We start from the raw sequence: 24,058 nt of genomic DNA on the forward strand, positions 1-24,058 counted from the left end.
CGCTCGGTCTCGGGTGGGGGTGACTACTGCGCGGCTTCGGCGCTCGGGTCGAGTGCGAAGCCCTTCGAGAGCGCGAGCGCGCGGATCATCCGCTGCCCGACGCGCACATCGGCGATCGACTCCTCGACGCTCGCCCCGTCGGGGCGCTCGCCGCGGACCAGTGCCGCCAGCGCGAACAGCTCGTTCTCGAAAGCCTCTTGCTGCATCCAGCGCGATTCGCTCACGCGGATGCCCAGCTCCGGGTGGTTCTCGGTCACACGGAGGATCGTGGGGAGGTTGGTCACATACGGCACCCCGAAGACGAGCTCGATCGAGCCGGTCTCGTGGTGGAAGGTGACGGTCTCCTGGTAGTCGGGGTAGGCGTCGATGTAGTGCCAGTCGAGCGTCCACGGTGTCTCGTCACGGGCGAGCGCACCGCGCAGGTGGACCGACCCGGGCATCTTCCGCCCCCAGTGCTGCGCGAAGTCCACGTCGCCCAGACCCCCGACGAGCATGCGCAGCAGTCCGACGTCGTGGACGATCGAGCCGAGCACGACGTTCGTGTAGAGCGCGCGCAGGTCGACGGGGAGGTCGGAGCCGACGGCCGAGTCGACGATCGCCGACGTGGCGTCGATCAGCGACGCGAGGGTGTCACGGGAGACGTCGCCGGTGGGTGCCGCGAGGCGGGCGTACGCGAGCTGGGAACCGTCCAGCGGGTGCATCACCTGCACGCTCACCGCGCGCAGGTCGACGTCGGCGAGGAGCTCCTTCGCTCGGAGCGATGCGAGGTCGTACTCCTTCATGTAGCCAACGCGCACCCAGTCGCGCAGATCGATACCCGTCTCGGCGGCGTGGGCGGCGAGCGCGTCGAGCTCGGCGAGCGAGTAGGCGAGGGGCTTCTCGGCGAGCACCCGGATGTCGGCTCGCACCAGGCGCAGCGTGTCGCCGGCGTGAGAGCCCGTGGTGGCGAGGATGGCGGCGTCGATCACGAGCGCGCCCTCGTCCTTCGCGGCGATCAGGGCGTCGACGGACGAGAACCGACGGTCGTCGGCGACCCCGTAGCGGGCGGCCATGTCGGCGGTGCGCTCGGCGGAGAGGTCGACGAGGGCGGCGATCTCGAAGCTCTCGGCGTTCCGGCGCAGCAGCGGCAGGTGGACGCTCTGGCTGATCGCTCCCAGTCCGATGACGGCGACGCGCGTGACGCTCATGCGAACCACTTCCGGAGGGCGTCGCGGTTGGCGATCTGCTCGGCCTTGGCCTGCTCGACCTCGGTGGCGGAGCGGGGAACCACGTCCTGCTCGACGATCAGCCACCCGTCGTATCCGCTGTCGATGATCTCGTCGACGAGCTCGGTGACGGCCAGGTCGCCTTCGCCCAGGGGCACGAAGACGCGCTTCTCCCACACCGACCGCATCGGGTCGTCGGTCTGCAGCGCCTCACGCAGGATCTGCGTGCGTGCGTCTTTCAGGTGCAGGTGGTTGATGCGGTCGCGCCAGCGACGGTAGTCGGGCAGCGGGTCGCCTCCGCCGATGAGGAGGTGACCGGAGTCGAAGGTGAGTCCGACATCGGTCGTCTCGAGCAGGGCGTCGACTTCTTCCGGTGTCTCCACGTAGGTGCAGGCGTGGTGGTGGAACGTGGGCTCGAGCCCGCGGTCGCGCACCCGGGCGGTCGTGATGTTCACGCGATCGGCGAACCGGGCCCAGTCGTCGCCGCGGAGCGTGAGCTTGGGAGCACCACCGGGGCGCGCCTTGCGCTCGGCACTGCCGGAGTCGGCGAGGGTCGGGAGCGGGGCGAGGACGGGGCCGGTCTCGGCGGCGGCGACGAGGACGTCGAGGATGCCGTCGAGGCCGGCGAGCGCGCGCTCGAATTCGTCACCGGTGCCTGCGAAGGGCAGATCGATCCATCCGCCGGCGAGCTCGAGGCCGTACCTCTGCAGGCGATCCGTGAGATCCGCCCCGCGACCGAGGAGGCCGACCGGGCCGAGGTCGATGCCCTGGTAGCCGGCTTCGCTGATCCAGCGCGCGAGCTCCTCCCCTTCGGGGAGAGCGACGAGATCCGGCCGAGCCAGCTCGAAGACTCCGTAGCTCACCGGCGCATTCGCGATACGGATCACTCGATTTCCTTTCTCCATTGAACGGTCGGACCCGAGGCCCGGTGAAAATGTTAGCAGGTAATTACATATGCATCAATCGTCGTCCGAGAAGCCCTGGACGACGACGGATCGCACCCCATCGAGTCGCGCGATCGCGTCGATCAGCTCCGATCGCATCTCGGGCGAAGCCTCCGCGAACTCGAGCGTCGCGCGCATGTCGGAGTCCCCGTGGATCCGCGCGGCACCGAGGAGGGTGGCGGGAAGACCGCGGCGCTCGGCGGCGGCGAGCACCTCGCGGATGGCGCCGCGCTCGGACTCGTACTGCAGCGTGACCCGCAGCCGCTCCGGCTCGGGGCGCACGCGGTCGCGTACGCGGGACAGGGGTCCGACCGTCAGCAGGTGCAGCCCCGTGCCGGCGATCGCCAGCAGCGGCATGTTGGCCCCGCACGCCATGCCGATCGCCGCCACGACCCAGATGGTCGCGGCGGAGGTCAGCCCGGAGACGGCGTTGTTGCGCACGAAGATGACGCCGGCGCCGAGGAAGCCGATGCCGGAGACCACCTGCGCCGCGATGCGAGAGGGATCGACGGCCACGTCCGGGCCGAGCACTCCCTCGAATCCGTACGCCGAGATCAGCGTGAAGATCGCCGAGCCGATCCCCACCAGCACATGCGTCCGCAGGCCCGCGCTCTTGAGCTTGCGCGACCTCTCGACCCCGACGGCGAGCGAGAGGACGAACGCCAGGGCGAGGAGTCCGAGCTCCACGAGCAGGTGCGGATCCCCCACTATGCTCACGAGAACTCCACCATGTCCGAACAATAGCACTTTATGCATTTCACGGGCCAGGTCACCCACGGAACCGATGTCTCCGCGCGCCTCACCGCCCGGATCCGCCGAAAAAGAGGCGACATAGGCGATCGTATGATTGTCGCTACAATATGACTCCCTCACAGAAAGCGGAGCACCATGGCCGATCTCGTCACTCCGTGGCCAAACGATCTGTTCGCCGACATCGACCGCACGGGACCCGTCCCGCTCTACTTCCAGGTGTCGACGCGCCTCCAGAGCGCGATCCAATCCGGCGCCATCCCCGCCGGCGCCCGCCTCGAGAACGAGGTCTCGATCGCCGAGCAGCTCGGCCTGTCGCGACCCACCATCCGACGCGCCATCCAGGAACTCGTCGACAAGGGTCTGCTCGTGCGACGCCGCGGCATCGGCACCCAGGTCGTGCAGGGATCCGTCACGCGCCAGGTCGAGCTCACCAGCCTGTTCGAAGACCTGCAGAGCGCCCATCACGAACCGGGGACGCAGGTGCTCACCCACGAGGTCATCGCGGCATCCGACGAGGTCGCGGCCGCATTGGCACTCGCCCCCGGCACCGAGGTGCTGCACCTGCGCCGACGACGCAGCACCGACGGCGTCCCCGTCGCCGTGCTGGAGAACTACCTGCCGGGCGAGTTCGCGAACATCTCGTCGGAGCAGCTCGAATCGCGCGGTCTCTACCAGGTGCTGCGTGCGCGCGGCGTCGCCATCCGCGTCGCCAAGCAGAAGATCGGAGCGCGGCGGGCGGAGGCGGACGAGCCCGAGCTGCTGGAGATCGAAGCCGGCGGGCCGCTGCTGACGATGGAGCGCATCTCGTTCGACCAGTCCGGCGCGGCGATCGAGTTCGGACACCACTGCTACCGGCCCGACCTCTACCGCTTCGAGACCACGCTCGTCGCCAAGTAGTCCGCAAGCCCCTGGGGCAGCGGATGTCGCCTCCGTAGACTGACCCCATGGATGACGCGCTGTGGATCATCGGGATCATCGTCGGCCTGATCGTCGTCGTCGCGATCCTGGCCGTCGCGCTGCGCGGAATGCGGCCGAAGCTGCCGGAGCCGCAGGTCTTCACACCGACGGCCGCGACGCCGCGCTCCGCGCCCGCCTCCTCGGCATCGGCACCCACCTCCGGACTCACGCCCGACGTCGTCGCCGAGATCGACCGGCTCGTCGGAGCGGGGCACAAGATCCACGCCATCAAGCTCTACCGCGACCACACCGGCGTGGGCCTGAAAGAGGCGAAGGATCGCGTGGAGCACCGGTCGGCCAGCACGACCGCTCCCCACCTCGCCGCCGTGTCGAACGCCACCGCCGTGCACTCCGCCATCACCCCGAGCGCGCTGACGCCGTCGACCGTGCGCGCCTCGCTGCCGGCATCCGTGGCATCCGAGATCGATGCGCTCATCGCCCGCGATTCCCGGATCGGCGCGATCAAGCTGCTCCGGGAGCAGACGGGCCTCGGCCTCAAGGAGTCGAAGCTCCTGATCGACGCCTGGGTTCCGCACCGCAGCTGAGCGCGACGGACCGGTACCTCCCCGCGCGGAAGCGGACTCCCCGGCGAGGGAGAATGGGAGGGTCCCCCACCCCAAGGAGCCTCATGACAGACCGTCTCGACCGCGCCCGCAGCACCGGCATCCTCGCCGTGCTCCGCGCTTCGTCCCCCGAGCTGGCCCTGGAGGCCTCCGAGGCGATCATCCGCGGTGGGGTCACCGGTATCGAGGTGACCTTCTCGACGCCCGACGCGCCCGCCGTGATCCGCGAGCTCATCACCCGCCACGGTGACGCCGCGTACATCGGCGCCGGAACCGTGACGACCGCCGCGCAGGCAGCGGCGGCCGCGGATGCGGGGGCGGAGTTCCTCGTCAGCCCCGGCACGCTCCCCCACCTGACCCGCACGATGCTCGACACCGATCGCGTCGTGATGACCGGGGCCATGACGCCCACCGAGGTCATGAGCGCACTCGAACTCGGCGTCGACGTGGTGAAGATCTTCCCGGCGTCGCTGGGCGGTCCGTCGTACCTCGGCGCGCTGCGCGGACCGTTCCCCGACGCCCCGCTCATGCCGACCGGCGGCGTGAGCCCCGACAACCTCGCAGCCTGGTTCGCGGCGGGTGCCGTCGCGGTCGGCGCCGGCGGCGACCTGGCCAACGGCGCATCGATCGCGGCATCCGACTGGGCGGACATCGAGCAGCGCGCCGCCCGGTTCACGGCAGCGCTCGCCGCCGCTCGCGGCTGATCGACCCGGCGGCGTTCAGCCTCGTTTGGTATACCAGACGCATGCGTGCGCGACCGATCCTCGTCCTCAGTGCACTCGTCGCCGTCCTGCTGACCGCGACGGCCTGCACCGCGAACCCCGCCCCGCCCGCACCGACACCGGAGGTCTCCATGTCCGACGCCACTCAGGACCTGCTCGTCGCCGCCGCCAGCGGAGACGCGGATGCCGTGCGCGCGGCCCTCGATGCGGGAGCGGCGATCGAGGCGCGGGGCGACGGCGGCATGACCGCCCTGGTCGCGGCGACCAAGGGAAATCAGGTCGACGCGGCACGAGTGCTCATCGAGGCCGGTGCCGACGTGAACGCGAAGGACGACATCCAGGACTCCGCCTACCTGTACGCCGGCGCCCGCGGGCACGACGAGATCCTGCGTCTGACGCTCGAGAGCGGCGCCGACCTGACGAGCACGAACCGCTTCGGGGGCACCGCCCTGATCCCGGCCTCCGAACGCGGACTGCTGTCGACGGTCGAGATCCTGCTCGAGGCGGGTGTCGACCCGAACCACGTCAACAACCTGAACTGGACGGCGCTGCACGAGGCGATCGTGCTCGGCGACGGCTCCTCCCGCTACTTCGAGGTCGTGCGCGCGCTCCTCGACGGCGGGGCGGACATCGGCATCCCCGACGGCGACGGTGTGCTGCCGGTCGACCTCGCGAGGAGCCGCGGCTACGACGCGATCGTCGCCGAGCTCGAACGGTGATCGCCCTCGACCCGTGGGCCTGGGCCGCCCTCGCCGTGGCCGCGGTCACGATCGGCATCTCGAAGACCGCGCTGCCCGGCGGCAGCATCCTGGCCATCGCCCTGTTCGCCGCGGTGCTGCCCGCCCGCACCTCGACGGCCGCGACCCTGCTGCTGCTCATGGTGGGCGACCTGTTCGCGCTCTTCGCCTACCGCCGGCACGCCCACTGGCCGACGCTGCTGCGCCTCGCCCCCGCGGTGATCGCGGGGCTCCTCGTCGGGTTCGCGTTCCTCGCACTCGCCGGTGACGGGGTGGTCCGCCGGGCCATCGGCGTGATCCTGCTCCTGATGATCGCCGTGACCCTCTGGCGCCGGTGGCGGCAGAGCAAGGCCGACGCGGCGGCCCCGCCGTCGGGCGGCATCGTGCTCGCGGGCGCCTACGGCACGCTCGGTGGTTTCACGACCATGGTCGCCAACGCGGGCGGACCGGTCATGTCGATGTACTTCCTGGCCACCCGCACGCCCGTGCAGGTGTTCCTCGGCACCTCGGCGTGGTTCTTCGCCATCATCAACGTGATCAAGGTGCCGTTCCTCGCCGGCCTCGGGCTCTTCCACGCGCCGGTGCTGCTGATGGATGCCGTGCTCGCCCCGCTCGTGGTGATCGGCGCCCTGCTCGGCCTGCGGGTCGCGCGGCGCATGAACCAGCGCGTGTTCGACCGCATCGTGATCGTGCTGACGGTCCTCGGCGCGGTGTACCTGCTGATCTGAGCGCTCGGGCGCCCACCCTCAGTCGAGGAAGATGTCCGGGAACAGCGCGCTGTCGGGTGTGCCGGGGATCGCGGCGTAGCCAGAGAAGTCGGTCACGCCGTCGGCCTCGAGCACGTCTTCCACGATGAGCGACTGCCCGGTGTACGACGCCGCGGGCTTGAGCAGCACGGCGTACGCGGCATCGGCATAGATCTCGGGGGTGCGGCTCGCGGCCATGACCTTGTCGCCGCCGAGCAGGTTCTGCACCGCCGCGGTCGCGATCGTGGTGCGGGGCCACAGCGTGTTGGCGGCGATCCCGTCGCGCGCGAACTCCGCCGCGAGACCGAGCGTCGCCAGCGTCATGCCGAACTTCGCCAAGGTGTATCCCGTGTGCGCGCCGAGCCACTTCGGGCTCGGATTCAGGGGCGGCGAGAGGGAGAGGATGTGGGGATTCTCGGCATCCTTCAGGATCGGCACGGCCGCGCGGGACAGCATGAAGGTGCCGCGCACGTTGACGTCCTGCATCAGGTCGTACTTCTTGGCACCCAGGTCGAGCGAGCGGGAGAGGTCGATGACGCTGGCGTTGTTGATGACGATGTCGATGCCGCCGAACTCGCCCTGCGTCTTCATGACCGCTTCGGTGATGTCGTCGTCGTCGCGCACGTCGCCGACGATCGGGAGTGCGTTGCCGCCGGCTGCCCGGATCTGCTCGGCGGCGGTGTGGATGGTGCCTTCGAGCTTCGGATGCGGGGTGTCGGTCTTCGCGAGCATGGCGATGTTCGCCCCGTCGGCGGCCGCCCGCAGCGCGATCGCGAGGCCGATTCCGCGGCTGCCGCCCGACATCAGGATGGTCTTTCCGGCAAGGGACATGGTTTCTCCTGGGTTCTGATCGCGACGGGAAGAGGGGGTGTCGGTCATCTCGGGGCCATGCGGATGGCGCCGTCGAGACGGATGGTCTCGCCGTTGAGGTACCCGTTCTCGACGATCTGCTGCACGAGGGCGGCGTACTCGTCGGGGCGACCGAGGCGCGACGGGAAGGGGACCTGCTGGCCGAGGGAGTCCTGAGCTGCCTGCGGGAGGCCCATCAGCATCGGGGTCTCCATGATGCCGGGGGCGATCGTGCACACGCGGATGCCGTGGCGGGCGAGTTCGCGTGCCACGGGGAGGGTCATCGCGTGCACCCCACCCTTGGACGCGGAGTAGGCGGGCTGGCCGATCTGACCATCGAAAGCCGCGACGCTCGCGGTGTTGACGATGACGCCGCGCTCCTCGTCGTGCAGCTCGTTCCGGGCCATCACGGCCGACGCCTGGGAGATGACGTTGAACGTGCCGACGAGGTTGATGCGGATCACGCGCTCGAAGTCGGCGAGCACCGCGGGATTGCCCTCACGGTCGAGCACCTTGGCGGGCGGCGCGATGCCGGCGCAGTTCACGACCACGCGCAGCGGAGCGGCGGACTGCGCGGCGGCCACGGCTGCCTGCACCTCGTCGGCGTTCGTGACGTCGGCCGCGACGAAGAGTCCGCCGAGCTCGTCCGCGATCTCCGCCCCCTTCGACGAGGGGAGGTCGATGATCGTGACGTGAGCTCCCGCGGCGACGAGCCGGCGCGCGGTGGCGAGCCCGAGGCCCGAGGCCCCTCCGGTGATGAGTGCACCCTGACCGCTGATCTGCATCTGAGGTTCTCCTTCGAACGTCGTTGCGACACGCTTCGCTGGAACGCGGTCTCAGCCTACGTGGTTCCTGGTTCCACCACGAAACGGGTGGCGCCCGCCCGCAGGAAGCGCGTTCAGAGCGAGCCTACGACACCGCCTCCACGAAGAACGGTCCCGTCGTCCGAAGCCTCCCGCAGATATCGGTCCCCCGTCCGAAGCCTGCGGCAGGATGGGAGCATGACCATCCCCACCGACGACGTCGTCGTGCCCGATCGCGTCCGGCTCCTCGCCCGCGGCGCCGACCTCGAGTGCGTGTGGCGGAACGACTACGGCGGGCTGACGTTCCGTGCCACCGGCCAGGGCGATCCGTTCTTCATCAAATGGGGGCCGCGGAACCTCGAGTTCACCCTGAGCGACGAGGCGGAGCGGATGCAGTGGGCGTCGCAGTGGATCACGGTGCCGACCGTGCTCGAGAGCGGCGGCGACGAGACGCACGAGTGGATGGTCACGGCCGCGCTCGACGGGCTGAGCGCCGTGGACCCGCGGTGGGTCGCCGAACCCGCGGTCGCCGTTCGTGCCGTCGGCGAGGCACTCCGCGCCATGCACGACGCCCTTCCCGTCGCGGACTGCCCCTGGGACTGGAGCGTGTCATCGCGCATCGAGAACGCCGAACGGCGCGGGATCGTCGTGCCGGACCACCTCCGGACCGCGCCCGAGATCGACCTCCTCGTCGTCAGCCACGGCGACGCCTGCTGCCCGAACACACTGGTCGGCGACGACGGCCGCTGGCTCGCGCACGTCGACCTGGCGCTGCTCGGTGTGGCCGACCGCTGGGCCGACATCGCCGTCGCCGCCATGAGCACCGAGTGGAACTACGGCCCCGGCTGGGAGGACGCGCTCATCGAGGCCTACGGAGTCGAGCCCGACCGCGAGCGCCTCGCCTACTACCGCGAGCTCTGGAACGCCGCCTGACCCCGCGCTGACACCGCGCTCAGGCGCCGGGGCCGAGGATGAAGTTCCACGCCCCGGTGGCGATGGCGGCGGCGATCGCGATGCCGGAGATCGCGGCCCCCACGGCGAGCAGCATCCACTCGGCCGCGCCGAACCGTGACTCGCGCGCCCAGGTCCGCCGCCCCGGCGCTCCGAATCCCCGCGCCTCCATGGCGGTGGCGAGCTTCGCCCCGCGCCGGATCGACAGCACGAGCAGCGCGAACGCCATCCCGAGGAACCGGCGGATGCGACCGCGATCGGCCACGCCCCTCGCCCGGCGGGCGAGCTCGAGCGCACGCCAGTCGTCGAGGAACAGACCGACCATCCGCAGCCCGGCGAGCGCCCCGAGCACGAACCGGGCGGGAAGTCGCACGATCTGGCCGAGGCCGTCGGCGAGGTCGGTCGGGTCGACCGTGATGAACAGGACCACCGAGGGCAGCGCGATCGCGAGCACCCGCAGCATCGTGGCGAGCGCGAGCGCGAGCGATCCCTCGCTGATCCGCAGCACGAACCAGTCGACGTAGACGGTGCCGCTCGTCTCGCCGTAGAGCGCGATGGTCAGGCCGGTCAGGGGTGCGGCGAGCCAGACCGGCCAGGTGCGCATCCAGAACTCGCGCCAGCCGATTCCGGCGAACAGGAAGAGCACGAACTCCAGCACGAGCGCGACGGATGCCGACACCGGATCGAGCGTCAGGATCAGCGGCACCGCGATCAGCGCGCTGACGCCGAGCTTGGCCACCGGGTTGACGGCGGCGAGGGCTCCGGTGCGCGCCTGCGTGTCGAGCAGGGTCACGACACGCCCCCGAGTTCGAACCGCTCGGCGTGCAGCGCGCGCGCGACATCGAGGTCGTGGGTGATCGTGACGATCGCCGACCCCTCGTCGCGGAGCGCCGCGAGCATGGCGACGAGTTCCGCCCAGGTGCGGGCGTCCTGCCCGAAGGTGGGCTCGTCGAGCACGAGCACCCGCGGCCGGGTCGCGATGGCCGCGGCGACCGTGAGGCGACGTTTCTCGCCGCCGGAGAGCGTGTACGGGTTGGCGGCGGCGAGGTGCGTCAGGCGCAGTCGCGCGAGCAGCTCGTCGCTGCGCACGGCGATCTCGTCTTCGTCCATCCCGAGCGCGCGCGGTCCGACGGCCAGCTCTTCGCGCACGGTCTTCGCGAGCAGCTGATGCTCGGGCTCCTGGAACACCATGCCGATGCGGGTCAGCAGATCCCGCGAGGCCCAGCGGATCGGCGAGGGGTCCGCCCCGGCGGCGAGCACGGCGGATGCCGTCAGGTCACCCGCAGCAGGCGGAAGCAGCCCCGCGAGGGTCAGTCCGAGCGTGGACTTACCGGCGCCGTTCGGGCCGGTGATCGCCAGCACCTGACCGGCGCGCACATCGAGGTCGATGCCGGTGGCGACCGGGCGTCCCTTGACGCGGGCGACGGCGAGTCCGCGCGCCGAGAGCAGAGTCTCGCCCGGTGTCCCGCGCGGGGGCGGCGGGGCGGCGGGGGCGTGCCCCGGCACCCACACGCCGTCGGCCGCGAGTCGTGCACCCTGGTCACCGAGTACCTCAGCGGGCGCTCCGTCTGCCACCACTCCCCCGGCGCCGATCACGATCACCCGTGTGATGAGCGGCAGCCACACCTCGAGGCGGTGCTCGACGACGATGAGCGTCGCGGGCTGTGCCTGCAGCATCCGCTGCACCGCGTCACGCACCTCGACGACACCGGCCGGGTCGAGGTTGGCGGTCGGCTCGTCGAGCAGCACGAGCCCCGGACGCATCGCGAGCATGCCGGCGAGCGCGAGCCGCTGCTTCTGCCCGCCGGAGAGCGCCTTGGTCGGGTGGTCCAGCGGCACATCGAGGCCGACGGCATCCAGCGCCGCCTCCACCCGGGGCCAGATCTGCGCCCGTGGCACGCCGAGGTTCTCGCAGCCGAACGCGACATCGTCGCCGGCTCGCGCCAGGATCACCTGCGAGTCCGGGTCCTGCAGCACGAGACCGGCGCGCCCCCGGGTGGCGACGGCGGGAGCGCCGTCGACGAGCAGTTCGCCCGCGCTCTCGCCTTCCTCCTCGCCGCCGAGCACGCCCGCGAGACCGTGGAGCAGCGTGGACTTGCCCGCCCCGGAAGCCCCGAGCACCAGCACACGCTCACCGGGGTCGATGCGGAACGAGACGTCGCTCAGCGCCCAGGCGAGGCGACTCGCGTGGCGCCACCCCCAGCCGCGCGCCTCGACGGCGGCGGGGACGGTGTGATCCGCCGCCATCAGACGCGGACGCGTGCCTCGCGCCCGGAGCCGAATCGGTCGAGCGCTCCGGTCGCGGCGATGCCTCGCGCCAGCACCCAGGACAGCGCCCCCGCGATGACGGCACCGGAGATGACCGTGCTGATGAGGTAGATCGTCGTGAAGGCGGGCCCGGAGCCGGCGTACCAGAGCACGAGGTTGTTGATCCCGCCGGCGAGGGCAGCACCGGCACCCGCGAGGATCGCGACCGGCAATGACCAGCGGCGGTAGAAGAAAAGGAGGAAGACCAGTTCGGCGCCGAGACCCTGCACGAGTCCGGCTTCGAGAGTGAGGAATCCGCCCCACTGGTTGCCGATGAGGGCCGAGACGACCGCCGCGAGCAGCTCGACGTAGATCGCCGCGCCCGCCTTGCGGATGATCAGCCCGCCGAGGACGCCGGCGAAGAGCCACGGGCCGTCGAGAAGCCCCTGGACGCCGGGGAGCAGCGGCTCGAGCAGGGCCTTCGGGCCGAGGTACCCGACGTTCCACGCCAGGAAGATCAGGCCTGCGGCGACGCCGATGACGCTGGCGACGACGATGTCGACGATGCGCCAGCGCAGGAAGCTCCTGGCCGGGGGCGTGGCCGGGGCCTTGGTGGACGCCGATGTGGACGTGGACGTGCTCATCTGAACTCCTCCCTGCGCTGGCATGACCCAGATCAGGTTCGACGGTCGAAGCGCGATTCGCTCCCTCTCAGCCCGGCTCGCCGGACTCCCGTGGTTGTGCTGAAGAGCCTACCGGCTCGCGACACCCCGCGGGCGACGAGGCTGCGCGCCGCGCAACGCGCCCGGGATTGGGTACCGTAAACGAGTGACCGCTTCAGATCCCGCCGACGAGGCGACGGGCGTCGTCGATGGCGACGGCTCGCCGGACGCCGTCCCCTCCGGACCGGTCGACGACCTGCCGGTCGCGGTGGATGCTGCCCCCGCAGACTCCGCCGACACCTCCGCGTTCGCCGCCGACCGGCTGTTCGCGGGCGATGTGCGCCCTCCGGACGCCGTCGTGGCCCCGGCGATCCCGGTCGACTCCGCGGCGATCGGCGCGCTGTTCACGACACCGGGCTCCACGGGCGGCGGCGTCGATCACGAACCCGAGCTGCTCTCCGAACCCGCAGCGGAGCCCGTCGAGGCCGCCGGCCTCGTAGAGCCCATCGAGCCCATCGAGCCCGTCGAGCCTGTCGAGCCTGTCGAGCCCGTGGATGCGACGCCGCCGACACCCCCGCTGACCAAACCGCCGTTCGTCCCGGCCGAGCGGACAGCCGGTGAAGAGCCGGCGGACGACACGAATGCTCTCCTCCACGCGAGCGCACCGCAGTGGGCGGATGACACGACCGGAGCGACGGCCCTCACCTGGGTCGATGCCGCGACGGTCGCCGCGCACCCGCCTCTCGCCACTCTCGACGAGCCGGCCGAGGCCGAGCAGTCAGGCGGGCTGATGCGCGGGGCCCACCTGCGACCGGCGATCGCCCGTCCGGGGGTCCTGGTGCCGTTGGCGACGCTCGTCGCGATCGTCGCCGCCTACGCCGGTACGACGATGCTGTGGCCACTGCACGAAGTCCCTCCGACGGTGCAGTCCGTCGAATTCGAGACCACTCCCGCCGCCGCGGCTGCGATCACCTGGCCCGGCGAGGGCAGCGCGGCTGTCGGCATCGGCGGGCTGAGCACGGTGGCCTCGAATCCCGGTGCCGTGAGCATCGCGAGCATCACCAAGGTCGTGAGCAGCCTGATGGTGCTCGACCGGATGCCGCTGGCGCTCGGCGAGCAGGGCCCCGAGTTCCGCTTCAGTTACCGCGACAGCGTGGAGTACTGGGACTACCGGCGCAGTGATCAGTCCGCGCTGGATGTGCCCGTCGACGGTGTGCTGACCGAATACCAGATGCTGCAGGGCACGCTCCTGGGGTCGGCGAACAACTACATCGACCGGCTCGCGTCCGAGATCTGGGGCTCCGACCGGGAGTTCGCGTCCGCCGCGGAGACCTGGCTGAGGGAGCGCAACCTCACCGGCATCACGGTCGTGACCCCGTCGGGCTTCGACGAACGCAACGTCTCGACGCCCGACTCGCTCATCGCACTGGGCGAGCTGGCGATGCAGAATCCGGTGTTCGCGGAGATCGTGGGCACGAAGTCGGTGGACCTCCCCGGCGCGGGCACGGTCGTCAACACGAACGGGATGCTCGCCGATCCGGGTGTCGTCGGCATCAAGACCGGCACGCTGGTCGGTTGGAACCTGCTCACCGCGAAGGATGTGACCGTCGGCGACACGACGGTGAAGTTGTACGCCGCCGCGCTGAACCAGGCGGGCGACGATGAGCGGCTCGCCCTGACCCGCTCGCTGTTCGCCGAGACCGAAGCTGCACTGCAGGCGCAGGGCCCGGCGGTCGCCGCGGGCACGGTCGTCGGACGCGTCACGACCCAGTGGGGCGAGGATGTCGAGGTCGTCACCGACTCCGACGCCGATGTGGTGCTGTGGAACGGTGCCCTCGCCACAGCCACCCCGGCCTTCGACCTCGCGGACGAGCGCGATGAAGACGGCACGGTGGGGACGATGACCGCTGCCGGCCCGCTCGACAGCGTCACGGTTCCCCTGGTCCTGGCCGAAGATGTCGAGGGACCGAGCCCCTGGTGGCGTCTGACCCACCCGCTCGAGCTCCTGGGCATCACCACCGACCCGCGCTGACTCTCGCGCCGAGATCGCGCCGATCGTCGCCGAACCACCGCCGCCTGACTCTCTCACTCCGAGGAGTCAAAGAACGCCGCCTCCAGCCCTTCGGAGGCGGCGTTTTTTGACTCCTCACCTGCTGAGCATGTCGCTCTGCGCGGCAGGATGCCGGTCGAGCAGAACAGCGCACGCAGAACAGCGCCCCACCCCGCGAGTGCGGGATGGGGCGCTGTTCTGCGTGCGTCGCTGCGCCGGACGCGGATCAGCCGCGAGGGGCGGAGCCGTCGGCCCCGTCCTCGAGGAGAGCCTGCGCGGCGGCGACCTCGGCCGCGGGCGCCTGGGCCCCGACCGAGGCTCCGGCCACGGCAGCGGCTTCTTCCTTCGCGCTCTCGTCGTCGCCGGCCTCTCCGGTGACGACGACGGGCGTCGATCCGGTGAGGGCGTCTTCGGCGTCGATGTCGGTCGCCGCCTGCTCGAACTGCGACTGGTACAGCCGCCAGTAGGCGCCCTGCGCGGAGATGAGCTCGTCGTGCGTGCCCTTCTCCACGATGTCGCCGTGCTCCATCACGAGGATGAGGTCGGCGTCGCGGATGGTCGACAGACGGTGCGCGATCACGAACGACGTGCGCCCCTCGCGGAGCGCGGCCATCGCGTGCTGCAGCAGCAGCTCGGTGCGGGTGTCGACCGCCGACGTGGCCTCATCGAGGATGAGGATCGACGGCTGCGCGACGAATGCCCTGGCGATCGTGATGAGCTGGCGCTCGCCCGCGGAGACGTTCGCGGCATCCTCGTCGAGCACCGTGTCGTAGCCCTCGGGGAGGGCGTGCACGAAGCGGTCGACGTAGGTCGCCTTGGCGGCGGCGAGAACCTCTTCGTCGGTCGCCGTGGAGCGACCGTATCGGATGTTCTCGCGGATGCTGCCGGCGAACAGCCACGGGTCCTGCAGCACCATGCCGGTGCGTGAGCGCAGTTCGTCGCGGGTCGCCTCGGCGATGTCCTGGCCGTCGAGCATGATGCGCCCGCCGCTGAGCTCGTAGAAGCGCATGATCAGGTTGACCAACGTCGTCTTGCCGGCGCCCGTCGGGCCGACGATCGCGACCGTCTGCCCCGGCTCCACCCGGAACGACAGGTCCCGGATGAGCGGGCGCTCGGGCGTGTACGAGAACGCGACGTTCTCGAACTCGATGACACCCTTGCCCTCCACGAGCTCGGGAGCATCGGCGTCGTCCGCCTCCTGCTCGTCGGCGTCGAGCAGCTCGAACACCCGCTCGGCGGATGCCGTGCCCGACTGGACCACCGCAGCCATGCCACCCAGCTCGGACAGCGGCTGCGTGAACTGCTGCGAGTACTGGATGAACGCCTGCACGTCGCCGAGACGCAGCTGTCCGTTCGCGACCATCAGACCGCCGAGCACCGCGATGCCCACATAGCTGAGGTTTCCGACGAACATCATCGCCGGCATGATGATGCCGGAGAGGAACTGCGCCTTGAAGCTCGCCTGGAACAGCTCTTCGTTCTCGACCTGGAACTTGTCGAGCGCATCCTTCTCGCGTCCGAAGACCTTCACCAGCGCGTGGCCGGAGAACGCTTCCTCGACGCGGGCGTTCAGTCGCCCGACCTTGCGCCACTGCGTGCCGAAGGCCTTCTGCGAACGCGGTCCGATGATGCCGAAGATCACGCCCATGAGAGGCAGCGTGATGAGTGCGACGAGCGCGAGCTGCCACGAGATCGAGAACATCATGACGAGCACGCCGATCACGGTGAGCACCGAGGTGAGTGCACCGGAGAGCGACTGCTGCATCGTCTGCGTGATGTTGTCGATGTCGTTCGTGACGCGCGAGATCAGTTCACCGCGCTGCACCTTGTCGAAGTACGCCAGCGGCAGACGGTTGATCTTCGCCTCGACGGACTCGCGCAGGCGCCACATGGTGCGCACCATGATCACGTTGATGACGTAACCCTGGATCCAGGTGAGGAATGCCGCAGCCACGTAGATCGCGAGCACCGCGGCGATCACCAGACGCAGCGCCTCGAAGTCGACGCCCTGGCCGACCGTGAAGTCGCCCAGCGCCCCGACCTGGTTCGCGAAGTCGTCCTGACCGGAACCACGCAGCGCATCGATCACGACGTCCTGTGGTGTGCCCGCGGGGAAGCCGGGGAAGTCGCCGTTCGGCTGCCCGAGCTGGATGGAGATGAATCCCTTGTAGACGAGGTTCGTCGCCTCGGCGAGCACCTTGGGCGCCGCGACCGTGAGTACGACGCCGATGGCACCGAGGATCGACACGAAGACGAACCAGATCGCGGAGGGCTTCAGCAGCCCGATCATGCGCGCGAAGCTCGGACCGAAGTTGTCGGCCTTGCCCGGCGCGACGCTGTCCCAGTCGCCGGAGTTCTGACGAGCCTGCTCGGCGAGCTCGGCCTCGTACTGCTCTTCGGCCGACAGCTCGACCTCGGCCACGGCCGTCGTCGCCTTGCCGCGGCTGCGGCCGCGCTTGGCCTTGCCCTGTTCGTCGTTCAGTTCGCTCATGCGTCCACCCCCAGCTGCGACTCGACGATCTCCCGGTAGGTGTCGTTCGTCTCGAGCAGCTGCTCATGCGTGCCGACGCCGACCATGGTGCCGCCGTCGAGGACGACGATGCGGTCGGCGTCCGTGATCGTGGAGACGCGCTGCGCGACGACGATCTTCGTCACGTGCGGGAGTTCCCGCCACAGCGCCTGGCGCAGCCGGGCATCCGTGGTGAGGTCGAGCGCCGAGAACGAGTCGTCGAACACGAGGATCTTCGGCTGGTGCACGATCGCACGCGCGATCGCGAGACGCTGACGCTGACCGCCGGAGACGTTCGTGCCGCCCTGGGCGATGCGCGAGTCGAGCCCGTCGGGCATCTCCTCGACGAAGTCACGTCCCTGCGCGATGTCGAGCGCGTGCCAGAGCTCCTCGTCGGTCGCCTCCTCGCGTCCGTAGCGCAGGTTCGACGCGACGGTTCCGGTGAAGAGGAACGGACGCTGCGGTACGAGGCCGATGCTGTCCCACAGCGACTCGACGTCGGCCTCGCGCACATCCGTGCCGCCGACGTGCACGGATCCGCCCGAGACGTCGAAGAGCCGCGGGATGAGCGAGATGAGCGTCGTCTTGCCGGAACCGGTGGATCCGACGATCGCCACCGTCTCTCCGGGCTCGGCCGCGAAGCTGATGCCGCGCAGCACCGGGGAGTCGGCACCGGGGTAGGTGAACTCCACATCGTCGAGCGCGACGGCTCCGGGAACCGGGAACTCGGTGACGCCGTTCTCGGGGCGGACCAGCGTGGACTCCGAGTCGAGCACCTCGCCGATGCGCTCGGCCGAGACCGCGGCGCGCGGGATCATCATCGCCATGAAGCTCGCCATGATGACGCCGCCCATGATCTGACCGATGTACTGCATGAAGGCGAACAGCGTGCCGACCTGCACCGTGCCGTTGTTGACCTCGATGCCGCCGAACCAGATGACCGAGACGACGGTCACGTTGAGGATGAGCATGAACAGCGGGAACAGCAGCACGAAGAGCGAGCCGACCTTGCGGCCGACCACCATGATGTCGGTGTTGGCTCCGCGGAAGCGCTCTTCCTCGATGCGTTCGCGCACGAAGGCGCGCACGACGCGCACACCGGTGAGTTGCTCGCGCATGATGCGGTTGACGTTGTCGAGCTTGCCCTGGTAGCTGCGGAACAGCGGCACCATGCGCCCGATCACGAGCGCGGCCAGGATCAGCAGCGCGGGCACCGAGACGGCGATCAGCCAGCTGAGGCCGACGTTGGTCTGGATGGCGAAGAAGATGCCGCCGATCGCGAGCAGCGGGGCGGTGACGAGCATGGTGGCGCCCATCATCGCGAGCATCTGCACCTGCTGCACATCGTTGGTGTTTCGCGTGATGAGCGAGCCGGCGCCGAACTGCGACACTTCGCGCTCGGAGAAGCCGCTGACCTTGCCGAAGACGTCGGCGCGGATGTCGCGGCCGGCGCCCATCGCGGCGCGCGCGGCGAAGAAGGTCGCCGTGACCGAGGCGATGATCTGCCCCAGCGACACCGCGAGCATGAACAGACCCGTGCCCCAGATGTAGGCGGTGTCACCCTGGGCGACACCCTTGTCGATGATGTCGGCGTTCAGGCGCGGGAGGTAGAGGGTCGCCGCGGCGCTGGCGAGCTGGAACACCAGCACGCCGAGCAGCAGCCACCGGTATCGAGAGAGATAGCGGAAGAGGATTTTTCCCAGCACAGGCGGACTTTCTAGGAAGGATGAAACGGCGGGTTTCTCGGCAGACGGATGCCGACCGACAACCGGCCACAAGACAGAGTGCCACGAACCGTGGACATTCGTATCCCCCTCGAGGCTGACCTTCGCTGACAGCGAACCCCTCCACCCGGGGATCATTCGTTTCTGCACGCGGGCGAACAAGTGACGAGCCCGACCGCAGCGCTTCTTGTGTTTTCCTGTTGATACAACTTGTGATAGACATATGACACAACCGAGAACGGACCTCCCATGCTTCCGCACATCGCATCCCTGCTCGACCCGATCCAGCTGCTCGGCCGCCTCCTGTCGTTGCCGCTGGTCTCCCTGATCCTCGCGGCGATCATCGCGGTGGGGATCGCCGTCTCGCCCCGAGAGGCTGCGCGACGACGCGGTCGCGTCCGGCTCACGCCCTCGGCATCCACCGCGGTGTCCGCCCGCTATACGCCGGAGCACCGCGCCCTCGGCATCGCGGCGATCGTCGTGATCGTGATCTTCATCGCCGAGAACCTGATCACGGGGTACGTCCTGGGGATGTTCGGCGTGAGCCTCAACGGCGTCGTCGGCTGGTGGCGGTACGCGACACCCGTCTTCACGGCATCCGTCGGCGTGGCCATCCTGCTGGCGATGATCGTCATGCACGGCAGCACCCCTCCGGAGCGACCCGTCGTCGCCGCGCGCCGGACCTGGCTGACCTTCAGCTCCCGCGTGGGGTCGGTGGGCACCGCCCTCGCCCTTCTCGCCCTCGCGACGACCACGCTGCTCGCCGGACTCGCATCGTCGAACCTCAACGGCGGTCCGTACGTCTACCTCGAGATCGACGTCCCCAACGAAACCATCGACCCGATCCGCCCCTGGTTCTACGGATGGGCCTACGGCATCCCCGTCCTGATCTGCACCGCCGCCCTCGTGGCAGTCGTCGTCGCGGCACTGCACGCGAACGCGGCCCGCGCGTTCCTCCGTCCGGAGACGGTCGTCGCCGAGCAGCGGGAGCGCCGCGACATCGCGAGCGGGATCGCCCGGCTCGCGGCGTCCGCGGCCCTGCTCGCTCTGGCGGGGGCGCTCCGGTTCATCGCCGAGGCGGGATCGGTCGCCGGGCTCACCATCCAGGGCGACAGCGGCAGCGACTCCTACGACGTGTTCTGGCGATACGGCGAGCTCGCCGCCATCGGCGGTTGGGTGGCTCCGGCGCTCGAGATCACCGCGTTCGTGCTCCTGTTCCTCGTGACCGCACAGCTGGCGCACGGCACAGGACCCGCCGCCCCCGCCGAGCAGGCCGCCGAATCGAGGGCCGCAAAGTGACCCCGAGCCCGAAGCTGTCGCCCGCGGACGAGGCGAATCCGGCCCTCGACATCTACCGACAGCTGCGCGGCCTGATCGTGTCGGGACAGCTCGGCGCCGGCGAACGGCTGCCGACGGTGCGCCAGACCGCGAGCGATCTGGGCGTCGCTCCCGGCACGGCCGCACGCGCATACAAGATGCTCGAGAGCGAGGGGCTCGTGATCTCGCGCACCGCAGCGGGCACACGGGTGGCGGAGACGGCGGGTGTGCTTCCGGCATCCGTCATCCGGCGCATCCGCGAACTGGTCGAGGAGGCCGCATCCGTCGATGCCGATCCGGATGACGTGGTCGACGTGCTCCGGACGATCTGGCAGACGCGCACCCCGGATCCGACCGCGGCTGGCGAGGGCACGTAGGCCCGGATCCCGCGCCGCGACCTCAGAACAGGGCGGGCTGCGGCACGTAGTCCCGTGCGGGGGCACCGGCATCCGGGGCGAGCTCCGCCAGGGTCGGCGGATCCCACTTCGGGTTGCGGTCCTTGTCGACCAGCTGTGCCCTGATGCCCTCGACGAGGTCAGGATGCTCGTTCACGAACCACAGCACCCGTCGGTACTCACCCTCGAGCGCCGCGCGCAGACCCGGCATCTCCCTCGCCTCGCGCACAGCGTCGAGGGTCACGGTGAGCCCGGTCGGCGCGAGCCCCTCCAGCAGTTCGGCCGTGGCGGCGGCATCCGTGTGCTCCTGCGCGCGCAGTCGATCGACGATCTCGGTCACGGTCGGCGCGGAGAAGGCCTCGTCGATCCACTCCCGCGATGCCGGAAGCTGCGTGGGCTCGGGCGTCTCGTCGAAGAGCAGCACGATCTCGCTGGGCCCGGTCGGGTCCGCGCGGAAGGCGAGCGCCTCGCTCAGGGCCTCCAGCCGCTCCGACGGCACGAAGTGGTCGGCGAAGCCGAGGTACACGGCATCCGCACCGTTCATCGTCGATCCGGTGAGCCCGAAGTACTCGCCGAAACGCCCCGGCGCCCGCCCGAGCAGCCAGGTGCCGCCCACATCGGGCGTGAAGCCGATACGGGTTTCGGGCATCGCGAGCTTCGACCGCTCCGTGACGATGCGGATGGCGGCGTGGCCGGCGAGCCCGATGCCGCCGCCCATGGTGATGCCGTCCGCGAAGGCGACGACCGGCTTCGGGTATTCGGCGATCATCGCGTTCAGGGCGTACTCGGCGCGGAAGAACTCCGCGGTCCGCTCGGCCTGCCCTGCCACGATCTGCGCGTGCAGCGCGCGCACGTCGCCGCCGGCGCACATGCCGCGCTCCCCCGCGCCGTCGATCAGCACGATCTGCACATCGGTGTCGTCGCGCCATGCGGTGAGGGTCTCGGTGAGGATCCCGATCATCTCCACGTCGAGGGCGTTGATCGCCTCCGGACGGTTGAGGGTGAGCCGCCCGAGCGCCCCTTCGGTGCGGACGAGGACACGGGAGGCAGCCTGAGAATCGGTCACGCGTGCCAGGCTACCTTTCCCGAAGGGCGGTATTCCGCGCGAAATGCGGGATCCGACAGGCTTTTCCGGCAGGATAGGGAGGAACTGTTCCACGCGACGAGAGGTCACGATGCCCGAAGGACAGGTGCTGGAGTTCACGCACGTGACGAAGCGCTTCAATGAGGTGACCGCCGTCTCGGACTTCTCCGCGCGCGTCGAGCCGGGTGCCGTCACCGCCTTCCTCGGCCCCAACGGAGCCGGCAAGACCACCACGCTGCGCATCCTGCTCGGTCAGGTGCGCGCCACCTCCGGAACCGCGACGATCGGCGGCACGGCCTACGGCGAACTCCGCCAGCCGCTGCGCACGATCGGTGCCGTGCTGGAAGAGACCGCCTACCGCCCGCGCCGCACCGCCGAGCGACAGCTGACGATCGCCGCGAAGGCGAACGGTGTGCCGCTGGCGCGCGTGGGTGAGGTCCTCTCGCTGGTCGGGCTCGACGGCGAGGGCGACTCGCGGATCGGCGGTTTCTCGCTCGGCATGCGCCAGCGGCTCAGCGTCGCGCACGCGCTTCTCGGCGACCCGGGCGCCCTGGTCTTCGACGAGCCGGCCAACGGGCTCGACCCCGAGGGGATCCGCTGGATGCGGCTGCTGATGCGCCGCCTCGCGGACGAAGGGCGCACGGTGCTCGTATCGTCGCACGTCCTCAGCGAGGTGGAGCAGGTCGCCGACAACGTGCTCGTGCTGTCGAAGGGCGAGCTGGTCCTGGCCAGTGGCATCGAGACGCTGGCCGACCCGAAGGGCGGCTCCGTCATCGTCGACGCCGCCGACCGCGATGCGCTCAGCGCTGCGCTCTCCGCAGCCGGATTCGACATCGAGGTGCTGCGCTCGGGCCTGACCGTCCGCGGCGGCGACGCCGGCACGGTCGGCGCAGTGGCCGCCGACGCAGGCATCGCGCTGAGCACGCTCGTGCAGCGCGGACCGACGCTGGAAGACGTCTTCATCGACCTGATGCGCGGCGGTAGGCACGCGCCCCCCGCCTACCCGGCCCAGGTACCGGCACCGGCACCGATCGCGCCGGCCGTGGCCGCCGAGGCTCTGGCCGCCGACGCCACTCTCGCGCCGAACGAGTCCGTGGTCGCGATCCCCGTCGCCGCAGCGGCAGCATGGGCGGCCGAGGCCGCCGCCGCTCCCGCCGATGAGGCCGTGGCAGACGATCTCGCCGCGGCGGGCACCGCCCGCGCCGACGGCGACTCCGAGGAAGAGGCCGGCGACGAGCCTCCCACCGACGATTCCGCCGAAGAAGTTCCCGCCGAAGAGGCTCCCGCCGACGACGCGGAGAACGCCGCGCCCGTCGAGGCCGCCGACGACACCGACGGAGCGAGTGCGGACGAGGCCGCCGCGGACGAGGCAACCGGCGACGAGGCGACCGGCGACGAGTCCGAATCCGAATCCGAATCCGAGACCACCGCGCCCCCGGCACGGTCCTTCGACGAGATCCTGTTCGGGGCGGCCGCTCCGGTCGCGGCCGACGCACCGACGTCCACCGACGAGGCACGTCACAGCGTCGCCGAGATCTTCGACGCATCCGACGACGAGCACACCGCTGATGACGCTTCCGAGCAGCAGCCTGCCGACGTCGAAGCCACCGCCGACGGCGCGGCGGGTGCACCCGAAGCCACCGACGACGTGAGCACCGGCGACAGCCCGTCAGACGACGAGGGCACGCCGCTGGGCGAGGATGCGTCCGAGGTCGAGCACACGGGTGTCGAGATCTTCGCCGATCTCGCTGGCGCTTCCGATGCCGACCACGACGGCGCAGAGGACGACACCGCGGACCGCGACGACTCGGACCACGACGACTCGGAGCACGACGACTCGGAGCACGACGACTCGGATGGCTCGGACACCGACGAGGATCCGCGCTCCGCTGCCGTCAGCTCGATGCTGGCCGCAGCCGCTCGCGCCTATTACGAGGACGAGCCGAAGGACTACCCCCTCAGCCCGGAATCGGCGGACGACGCCTCGACCGAGAGCGCGCACTGGAGCATCGCGTCCACCGGCGTCATCGACACGGTGCCGCTGGCCGCGTCCGATGAGGCGACCGACGACGAGTCCGCCCCGGAGGAGACTCCCGCCGAGGAGGCCGCCTCCGCAGATGGCGAGTCCGACGCGGACGGCCAGTCCGGCAGCGACGAGCATCATGACGGTGATGAGCACGAAGGTGGCGAGAACCACCACGGCTGACTCTCGTCGCCGATGAGAACCGAGAACGCCCTCCCGACCACATGGTCGCGGGGGCGTTCCTCTGTTCGGTCAGGGGCGACCGCAGCCGTCGAGGCCGTCGTCAGGCAGGTCGGGGACGGATGACCGGCCGACGGCTGCCCTTCGGGACGGCGGTGGGCGAGGTCGCGACGATCTCCTCGACGTCTGCCGGCTCCGCGGACACATCGAGGCGCAACGCCTGAGTGAGCGCGAGCCCGTGCCGCGTGGTCAGGATCAGGCGGCGGTACTGCGCGTCGCCCTCGAGGTCGATCACGACGCTCGGGCGACGCTTGCGGATCAGCACGAAGTCCAGGCTGCCGGCCGCCTTCCAACTGCCGGCGGCGAGGATGCCGGGGATGTGCGTGCCGGGGTTCGGGACGCCCCGCAGCCACGTCCACGCGTCATCCGTGAGCTGGACCTTGGTGATGGTGTCGCGCGCGATGCGGACGTTCTCACGGTGGAAGGTGGCGGCCCGTTCGAGCGGCGAGAGCACGACTTCGAGTTGCGTCTGGTCCAGCAGCAACGTCACCATGCACTCAGTCTGCCAGCGCGGCCCTGCCAGTTGTCTGGAAGTTGCTCACAGGAACGCAACGATCCCTTGTCGATTGCCACCATC

Annotated in this window: 22 protein-coding genes and 1 riboswitch; of the genes, 10 read left to right on the top strand and 12 right to left on the bottom strand. The window is 70.2% G+C overall.

The features are described 5' to 3' along the window. Window positions 1-23 precede the first annotated feature (23 nt). The 3 genes from ACCO44_RS16875 to ACCO44_RS16885 form a co-directional block, all read right to left on the bottom strand. Window positions 24-1,187, bottom strand: coding sequence for a Gfo/Idh/MocA family protein (locus ACCO44_RS16875; RefSeq protein ID WP_372467501.1), 1,164 nt, complete (start codon window positions 1,185-1,187; stop codon window positions 24-26). Next, a complete protein-coding gene (locus ACCO44_RS16880) occupies window positions 1,184-2,092 on the bottom strand; it encodes a sugar phosphate isomerase/epimerase family protein (RefSeq protein WP_372467502.1) in 909 nt (302 codons plus the stop codon). Before ACCO44_RS16880 ends, ACCO44_RS16875 begins: the two co-directional genes overlap by 4 nt. A 72-nt stretch (window positions 2,093-2,164) precedes the next feature. Beyond that, complete coding sequence (locus ACCO44_RS16885; protein WP_051662376.1) at window positions 2,165-2,866, bottom strand: MgtC/SapB family protein; 702 nt, start codon at window positions 2,864-2,866, stop codon at window positions 2,165-2,167. 171 nt (window positions 2,867-3,037) lie between these two features. Here ACCO44_RS16885 and ACCO44_RS16890 point away from each other — a divergent pair, with 171 nt between their 5' ends. The 5 genes from ACCO44_RS16890 (at window position 3,038) to ACCO44_RS16910 (ending at window position 6,609) form a co-directional block, all read left to right on the top strand. Next, entirely contained in the window at window positions 3,038-3,799 is a 762-nt protein-coding gene (locus ACCO44_RS16890) for a GntR family transcriptional regulator (protein ID WP_029261211.1), read from the top strand. 47 nt (window positions 3,800-3,846) lie between these two features. Next, complete coding sequence (locus ACCO44_RS16895) at window positions 3,847-4,404, top strand: ribosomal protein L7/L12 (RefSeq protein ID WP_372467504.1); 558 nt, start codon at window positions 3,847-3,849, stop codon at window positions 4,402-4,404. Between the two features lie 83 nt (window positions 4,405-4,487). Continuing rightward, on the top strand, window positions 4,488-5,126 hold the full coding sequence (locus ACCO44_RS16900) for a bifunctional 4-hydroxy-2-oxoglutarate aldolase/2-dehydro-3-deoxy-phosphogluconate aldolase (RefSeq protein WP_372467506.1): 639 nt from the start codon (window positions 4,488-4,490) through the stop codon (window positions 5,124-5,126). A gap of 41 nt (window positions 5,127-5,167) precedes the next feature. Next, window positions 5,168-5,863: an ankyrin repeat domain-containing protein gene (locus ACCO44_RS16905; protein WP_372467507.1), complete on the top strand. Its 696-nt coding sequence runs from the start codon at window positions 5,168-5,170 to the stop codon at window positions 5,861-5,863. Then, window positions 5,860-6,609 carry a sulfite exporter TauE/SafE family protein gene (locus ACCO44_RS16910; RefSeq protein ID WP_105711231.1) on the top strand — a complete coding sequence of 250 codons (750 nt, stop codon included), beginning with the start codon at window positions 5,860-5,862 and terminating at the stop codon, window positions 6,607-6,609. The genes ACCO44_RS16905 and ACCO44_RS16910 overlap by 4 nt, the downstream gene beginning before the upstream one ends. A gap of 18 nt (window positions 6,610-6,627) precedes the next feature. Here ACCO44_RS16910 and ACCO44_RS16915 read toward each other — a convergent pair whose 3' ends face one another. Then, window positions 6,628-7,458 (bottom strand): NAD(P)-dependent oxidoreductase, encoded by an 831-nt coding sequence (locus ACCO44_RS16915; RefSeq protein WP_029261216.1) that lies wholly within the window; start codon window positions 7,456-7,458, stop codon window positions 6,628-6,630. Between the two features lie 44 nt (window positions 7,459-7,502). Next, entirely contained in the window at window positions 7,503-8,261 is a 759-nt protein-coding gene (locus ACCO44_RS16920) for an SDR family NAD(P)-dependent oxidoreductase (RefSeq protein WP_029261217.1), read from the bottom strand. 216 nt (window positions 8,262-8,477) lie between these two features. Here ACCO44_RS16920 and ACCO44_RS16925 point away from each other — a divergent pair, with 216 nt between their 5' ends. Then, the gene (locus ACCO44_RS16925; protein WP_372467508.1) at window positions 8,478-9,212 is read left to right on the top strand and encodes a phosphotransferase; all 735 of its coding nucleotides are present in this window, start codon (window positions 8,478-8,480) and stop codon (window positions 9,210-9,212) included. A gap of 19 nt (window positions 9,213-9,231) precedes the next feature. On the opposite strand, the gene ACCO44_RS16930 is transcribed toward ACCO44_RS16925, so the two are convergent. The 3 genes from ACCO44_RS16930 to ACCO44_RS16940 all read right to left on the bottom strand — a co-directional run bounded on the left by ACCO44_RS16930 (window position 9,232) and on the right by ACCO44_RS16940 (window position 12,121). After that, window positions 9,232-10,023 (bottom strand): energy-coupling factor transporter transmembrane protein EcfT, encoded by a 792-nt coding sequence (locus ACCO44_RS16930; protein ID WP_372467509.1) that lies wholly within the window; start codon window positions 10,021-10,023, stop codon window positions 9,232-9,234. Further along, on the bottom strand, window positions 10,020-11,477 hold the full coding sequence (locus ACCO44_RS16935; RefSeq protein ID WP_372467510.1) for an ABC transporter ATP-binding protein: 1,458 nt from the start codon (window positions 11,475-11,477) through the stop codon (window positions 10,020-10,022). Before ACCO44_RS16935 ends, ACCO44_RS16930 begins: the two co-directional genes overlap by 4 nt. Further along, complete coding sequence (locus ACCO44_RS16940) at window positions 11,477-12,121, bottom strand: ECF transporter S component (RefSeq protein ID WP_372467511.1); 645 nt, start codon at window positions 12,119-12,121, stop codon at window positions 11,477-11,479. The genes ACCO44_RS16935 and ACCO44_RS16940 overlap by 1 nt, the downstream gene beginning before the upstream one ends. Next, window positions 12,112-12,223, bottom strand: a riboswitch (TPP riboswitch). Its footprint overlaps the gene before it by 10 nt. A gap of 82 nt (window positions 12,224-12,305) precedes the next feature. On the opposite strand from ACCO44_RS16940, the gene ACCO44_RS16945 reads away from it, so the two are divergent. Further along, window positions 12,306-14,171, top strand: a complete 1,866-nt coding sequence (locus tag ACCO44_RS16945) for a D-alanyl-D-alanine carboxypeptidase family protein (RefSeq protein WP_372467512.1) — start codon at window positions 12,306-12,308, stop codon at window positions 14,169-14,171. 244 nt (window positions 14,172-14,415) lie between these two features. Here the strand turns inward: ACCO44_RS16945 and ACCO44_RS16950 are convergent, their stop codons facing one another. Together ACCO44_RS16950 and ACCO44_RS16955 are read right to left on the bottom strand one after the other, a co-directional pair. After that, window positions 14,416-16,680, bottom strand: a complete 2,265-nt coding sequence (locus ACCO44_RS16950) for an ABC transporter ATP-binding protein (RefSeq protein ID WP_372467513.1) — start codon at window positions 16,678-16,680, stop codon at window positions 14,416-14,418. Then, window positions 16,677-18,404 (bottom strand): ABC transporter ATP-binding protein, encoded by a 1,728-nt coding sequence (locus tag ACCO44_RS16955; RefSeq protein WP_029261224.1) that lies wholly within the window; start codon window positions 18,402-18,404, stop codon window positions 16,677-16,679. Before ACCO44_RS16955 ends, ACCO44_RS16950 begins: the two co-directional genes overlap by 4 nt. A 267-nt stretch (window positions 18,405-18,671) precedes the next feature. Here ACCO44_RS16955 and ACCO44_RS16960 point away from each other — a divergent pair, with 267 nt between their 5' ends. Both ACCO44_RS16960 and ACCO44_RS16965 read left to right on the top strand, forming a co-directional pair. Beyond that, the gene (locus tag ACCO44_RS16960; RefSeq protein WP_372467514.1) at window positions 18,672-19,721 is read left to right on the top strand and encodes a hypothetical protein; all 1,050 of its coding nucleotides are present in this window, start codon (window positions 18,672-18,674) and stop codon (window positions 19,719-19,721) included. Next, on the top strand, window positions 19,718-20,116 hold the full coding sequence (locus ACCO44_RS16965; protein WP_372467515.1) for a GntR family transcriptional regulator: 399 nt from the start codon (window positions 19,718-19,720) through the stop codon (window positions 20,114-20,116). Before ACCO44_RS16960 ends, ACCO44_RS16965 begins: the two co-directional genes overlap by 4 nt. 22 nt (window positions 20,117-20,138) lie before the next feature. On the opposite strand, the gene ACCO44_RS16970 is transcribed toward ACCO44_RS16965, so the two are convergent. Beyond that, on the bottom strand, window positions 20,139-21,200 hold the full coding sequence (locus tag ACCO44_RS16970) for an enoyl-CoA hydratase/isomerase family protein (RefSeq protein ID WP_262001689.1): 1,062 nt from the start codon (window positions 21,198-21,200) through the stop codon (window positions 20,139-20,141). A 109-nt stretch (window positions 21,201-21,309) separates the two neighbouring features. Here ACCO44_RS16970 and ACCO44_RS16975 point away from each other — a divergent pair, with 109 nt between their 5' ends. Continuing rightward, window positions 21,310-23,424, top strand: a complete 2,115-nt coding sequence (locus ACCO44_RS16975) for an ATP-binding cassette domain-containing protein (protein WP_372467516.1) — start codon at window positions 21,310-21,312, stop codon at window positions 23,422-23,424. Window positions 23,425-23,524: 100 nt separating this feature from the next. Here ACCO44_RS16975 and ACCO44_RS16980 read toward each other — a convergent pair whose 3' ends face one another. Beyond that, on the bottom strand, window positions 23,525-23,974 hold the full coding sequence (locus tag ACCO44_RS16980; RefSeq protein WP_029261229.1) for a hypothetical protein: 450 nt from the start codon (window positions 23,972-23,974) through the stop codon (window positions 23,525-23,527). Between the last annotated feature and the right edge of the window lie 84 nt (window positions 23,975-24,058).

Source organism: Microbacterium maritypicum (genome assembly GCF_041529975.1).
Lineage (GTDB): Bacteria > Actinomycetota > Actinomycetes > Actinomycetales > Microbacteriaceae > Microbacterium.

Coding starts and splice junctions, on each gene's coding strand:
- ACCO44_RS16975 (WP_372467516.1), top strand. CDS start 21,310: ATGCCCGAAGGACAGGTGCTGGAGTTCACGCACGTGACGAAGCGCTTC.
- ACCO44_RS16940 (WP_372467511.1), bottom strand. CDS start 12,121: ATGAGCACGTCCACGTCCACATCGGCGTCCACCAAGGCCCCGGCCACG.
- ACCO44_RS16900 (WP_372467506.1), top strand. CDS start 4,488: ATGACAGACCGTCTCGACCGCGCCCGCAGCACCGGCATCCTCGCCGTG.
- ACCO44_RS16920 (WP_029261217.1), bottom strand. CDS start 8,261: ATGCAGATCAGCGGTCAGGGTGCACTCATCACCGGAGGGGCCTCGGGC.
- ACCO44_RS16980 (WP_029261229.1), bottom strand. CDS start 23,974: ATGGTGACGTTGCTGCTGGACCAGACGCAACTCGAAGTCGTGCTCTCG.
- ACCO44_RS16950 (WP_372467513.1), bottom strand. CDS start 16,680: ATGAGCGAACTGAACGACGAACAGGGCAAGGCCAAGCGCGGCCGCAGC.
- ACCO44_RS16905 (WP_372467507.1), top strand. CDS start 5,168: ATGCGTGCGCGACCGATCCTCGTCCTCAGTGCACTCGTCGCCGTCCTG.
- ACCO44_RS16875 (WP_372467501.1), bottom strand. CDS start 1,187: ATGAGCGTCACGCGCGTCGCCGTCATCGGACTGGGAGCGATCAGCCAG.
- ACCO44_RS16915 (WP_029261216.1), bottom strand. CDS start 7,458: ATGTCCCTTGCCGGAAAGACCATCCTGATGTCGGGCGGCAGCCGCGGA.
- ACCO44_RS16895 (WP_372467504.1), top strand. CDS start 3,847: ATGGATGACGCGCTGTGGATCATCGGGATCATCGTCGGCCTGATCGTC.
- ACCO44_RS16960 (WP_372467514.1), top strand. CDS start 18,672: ATGCTTCCGCACATCGCATCCCTGCTCGACCCGATCCAGCTGCTCGGC.
- ACCO44_RS16890 (WP_029261211.1), top strand. CDS start 3,038: ATGGCCGATCTCGTCACTCCGTGGCCAAACGATCTGTTCGCCGACATC.
- ACCO44_RS16935 (WP_372467510.1), bottom strand. CDS start 11,477: ATGGCGGCGGATCACACCGTCCCCGCCGCCGTCGAGGCGCGCGGCTGG.
- ACCO44_RS16925 (WP_372467508.1), top strand. CDS start 8,478: ATGACCATCCCCACCGACGACGTCGTCGTGCCCGATCGCGTCCGGCTC.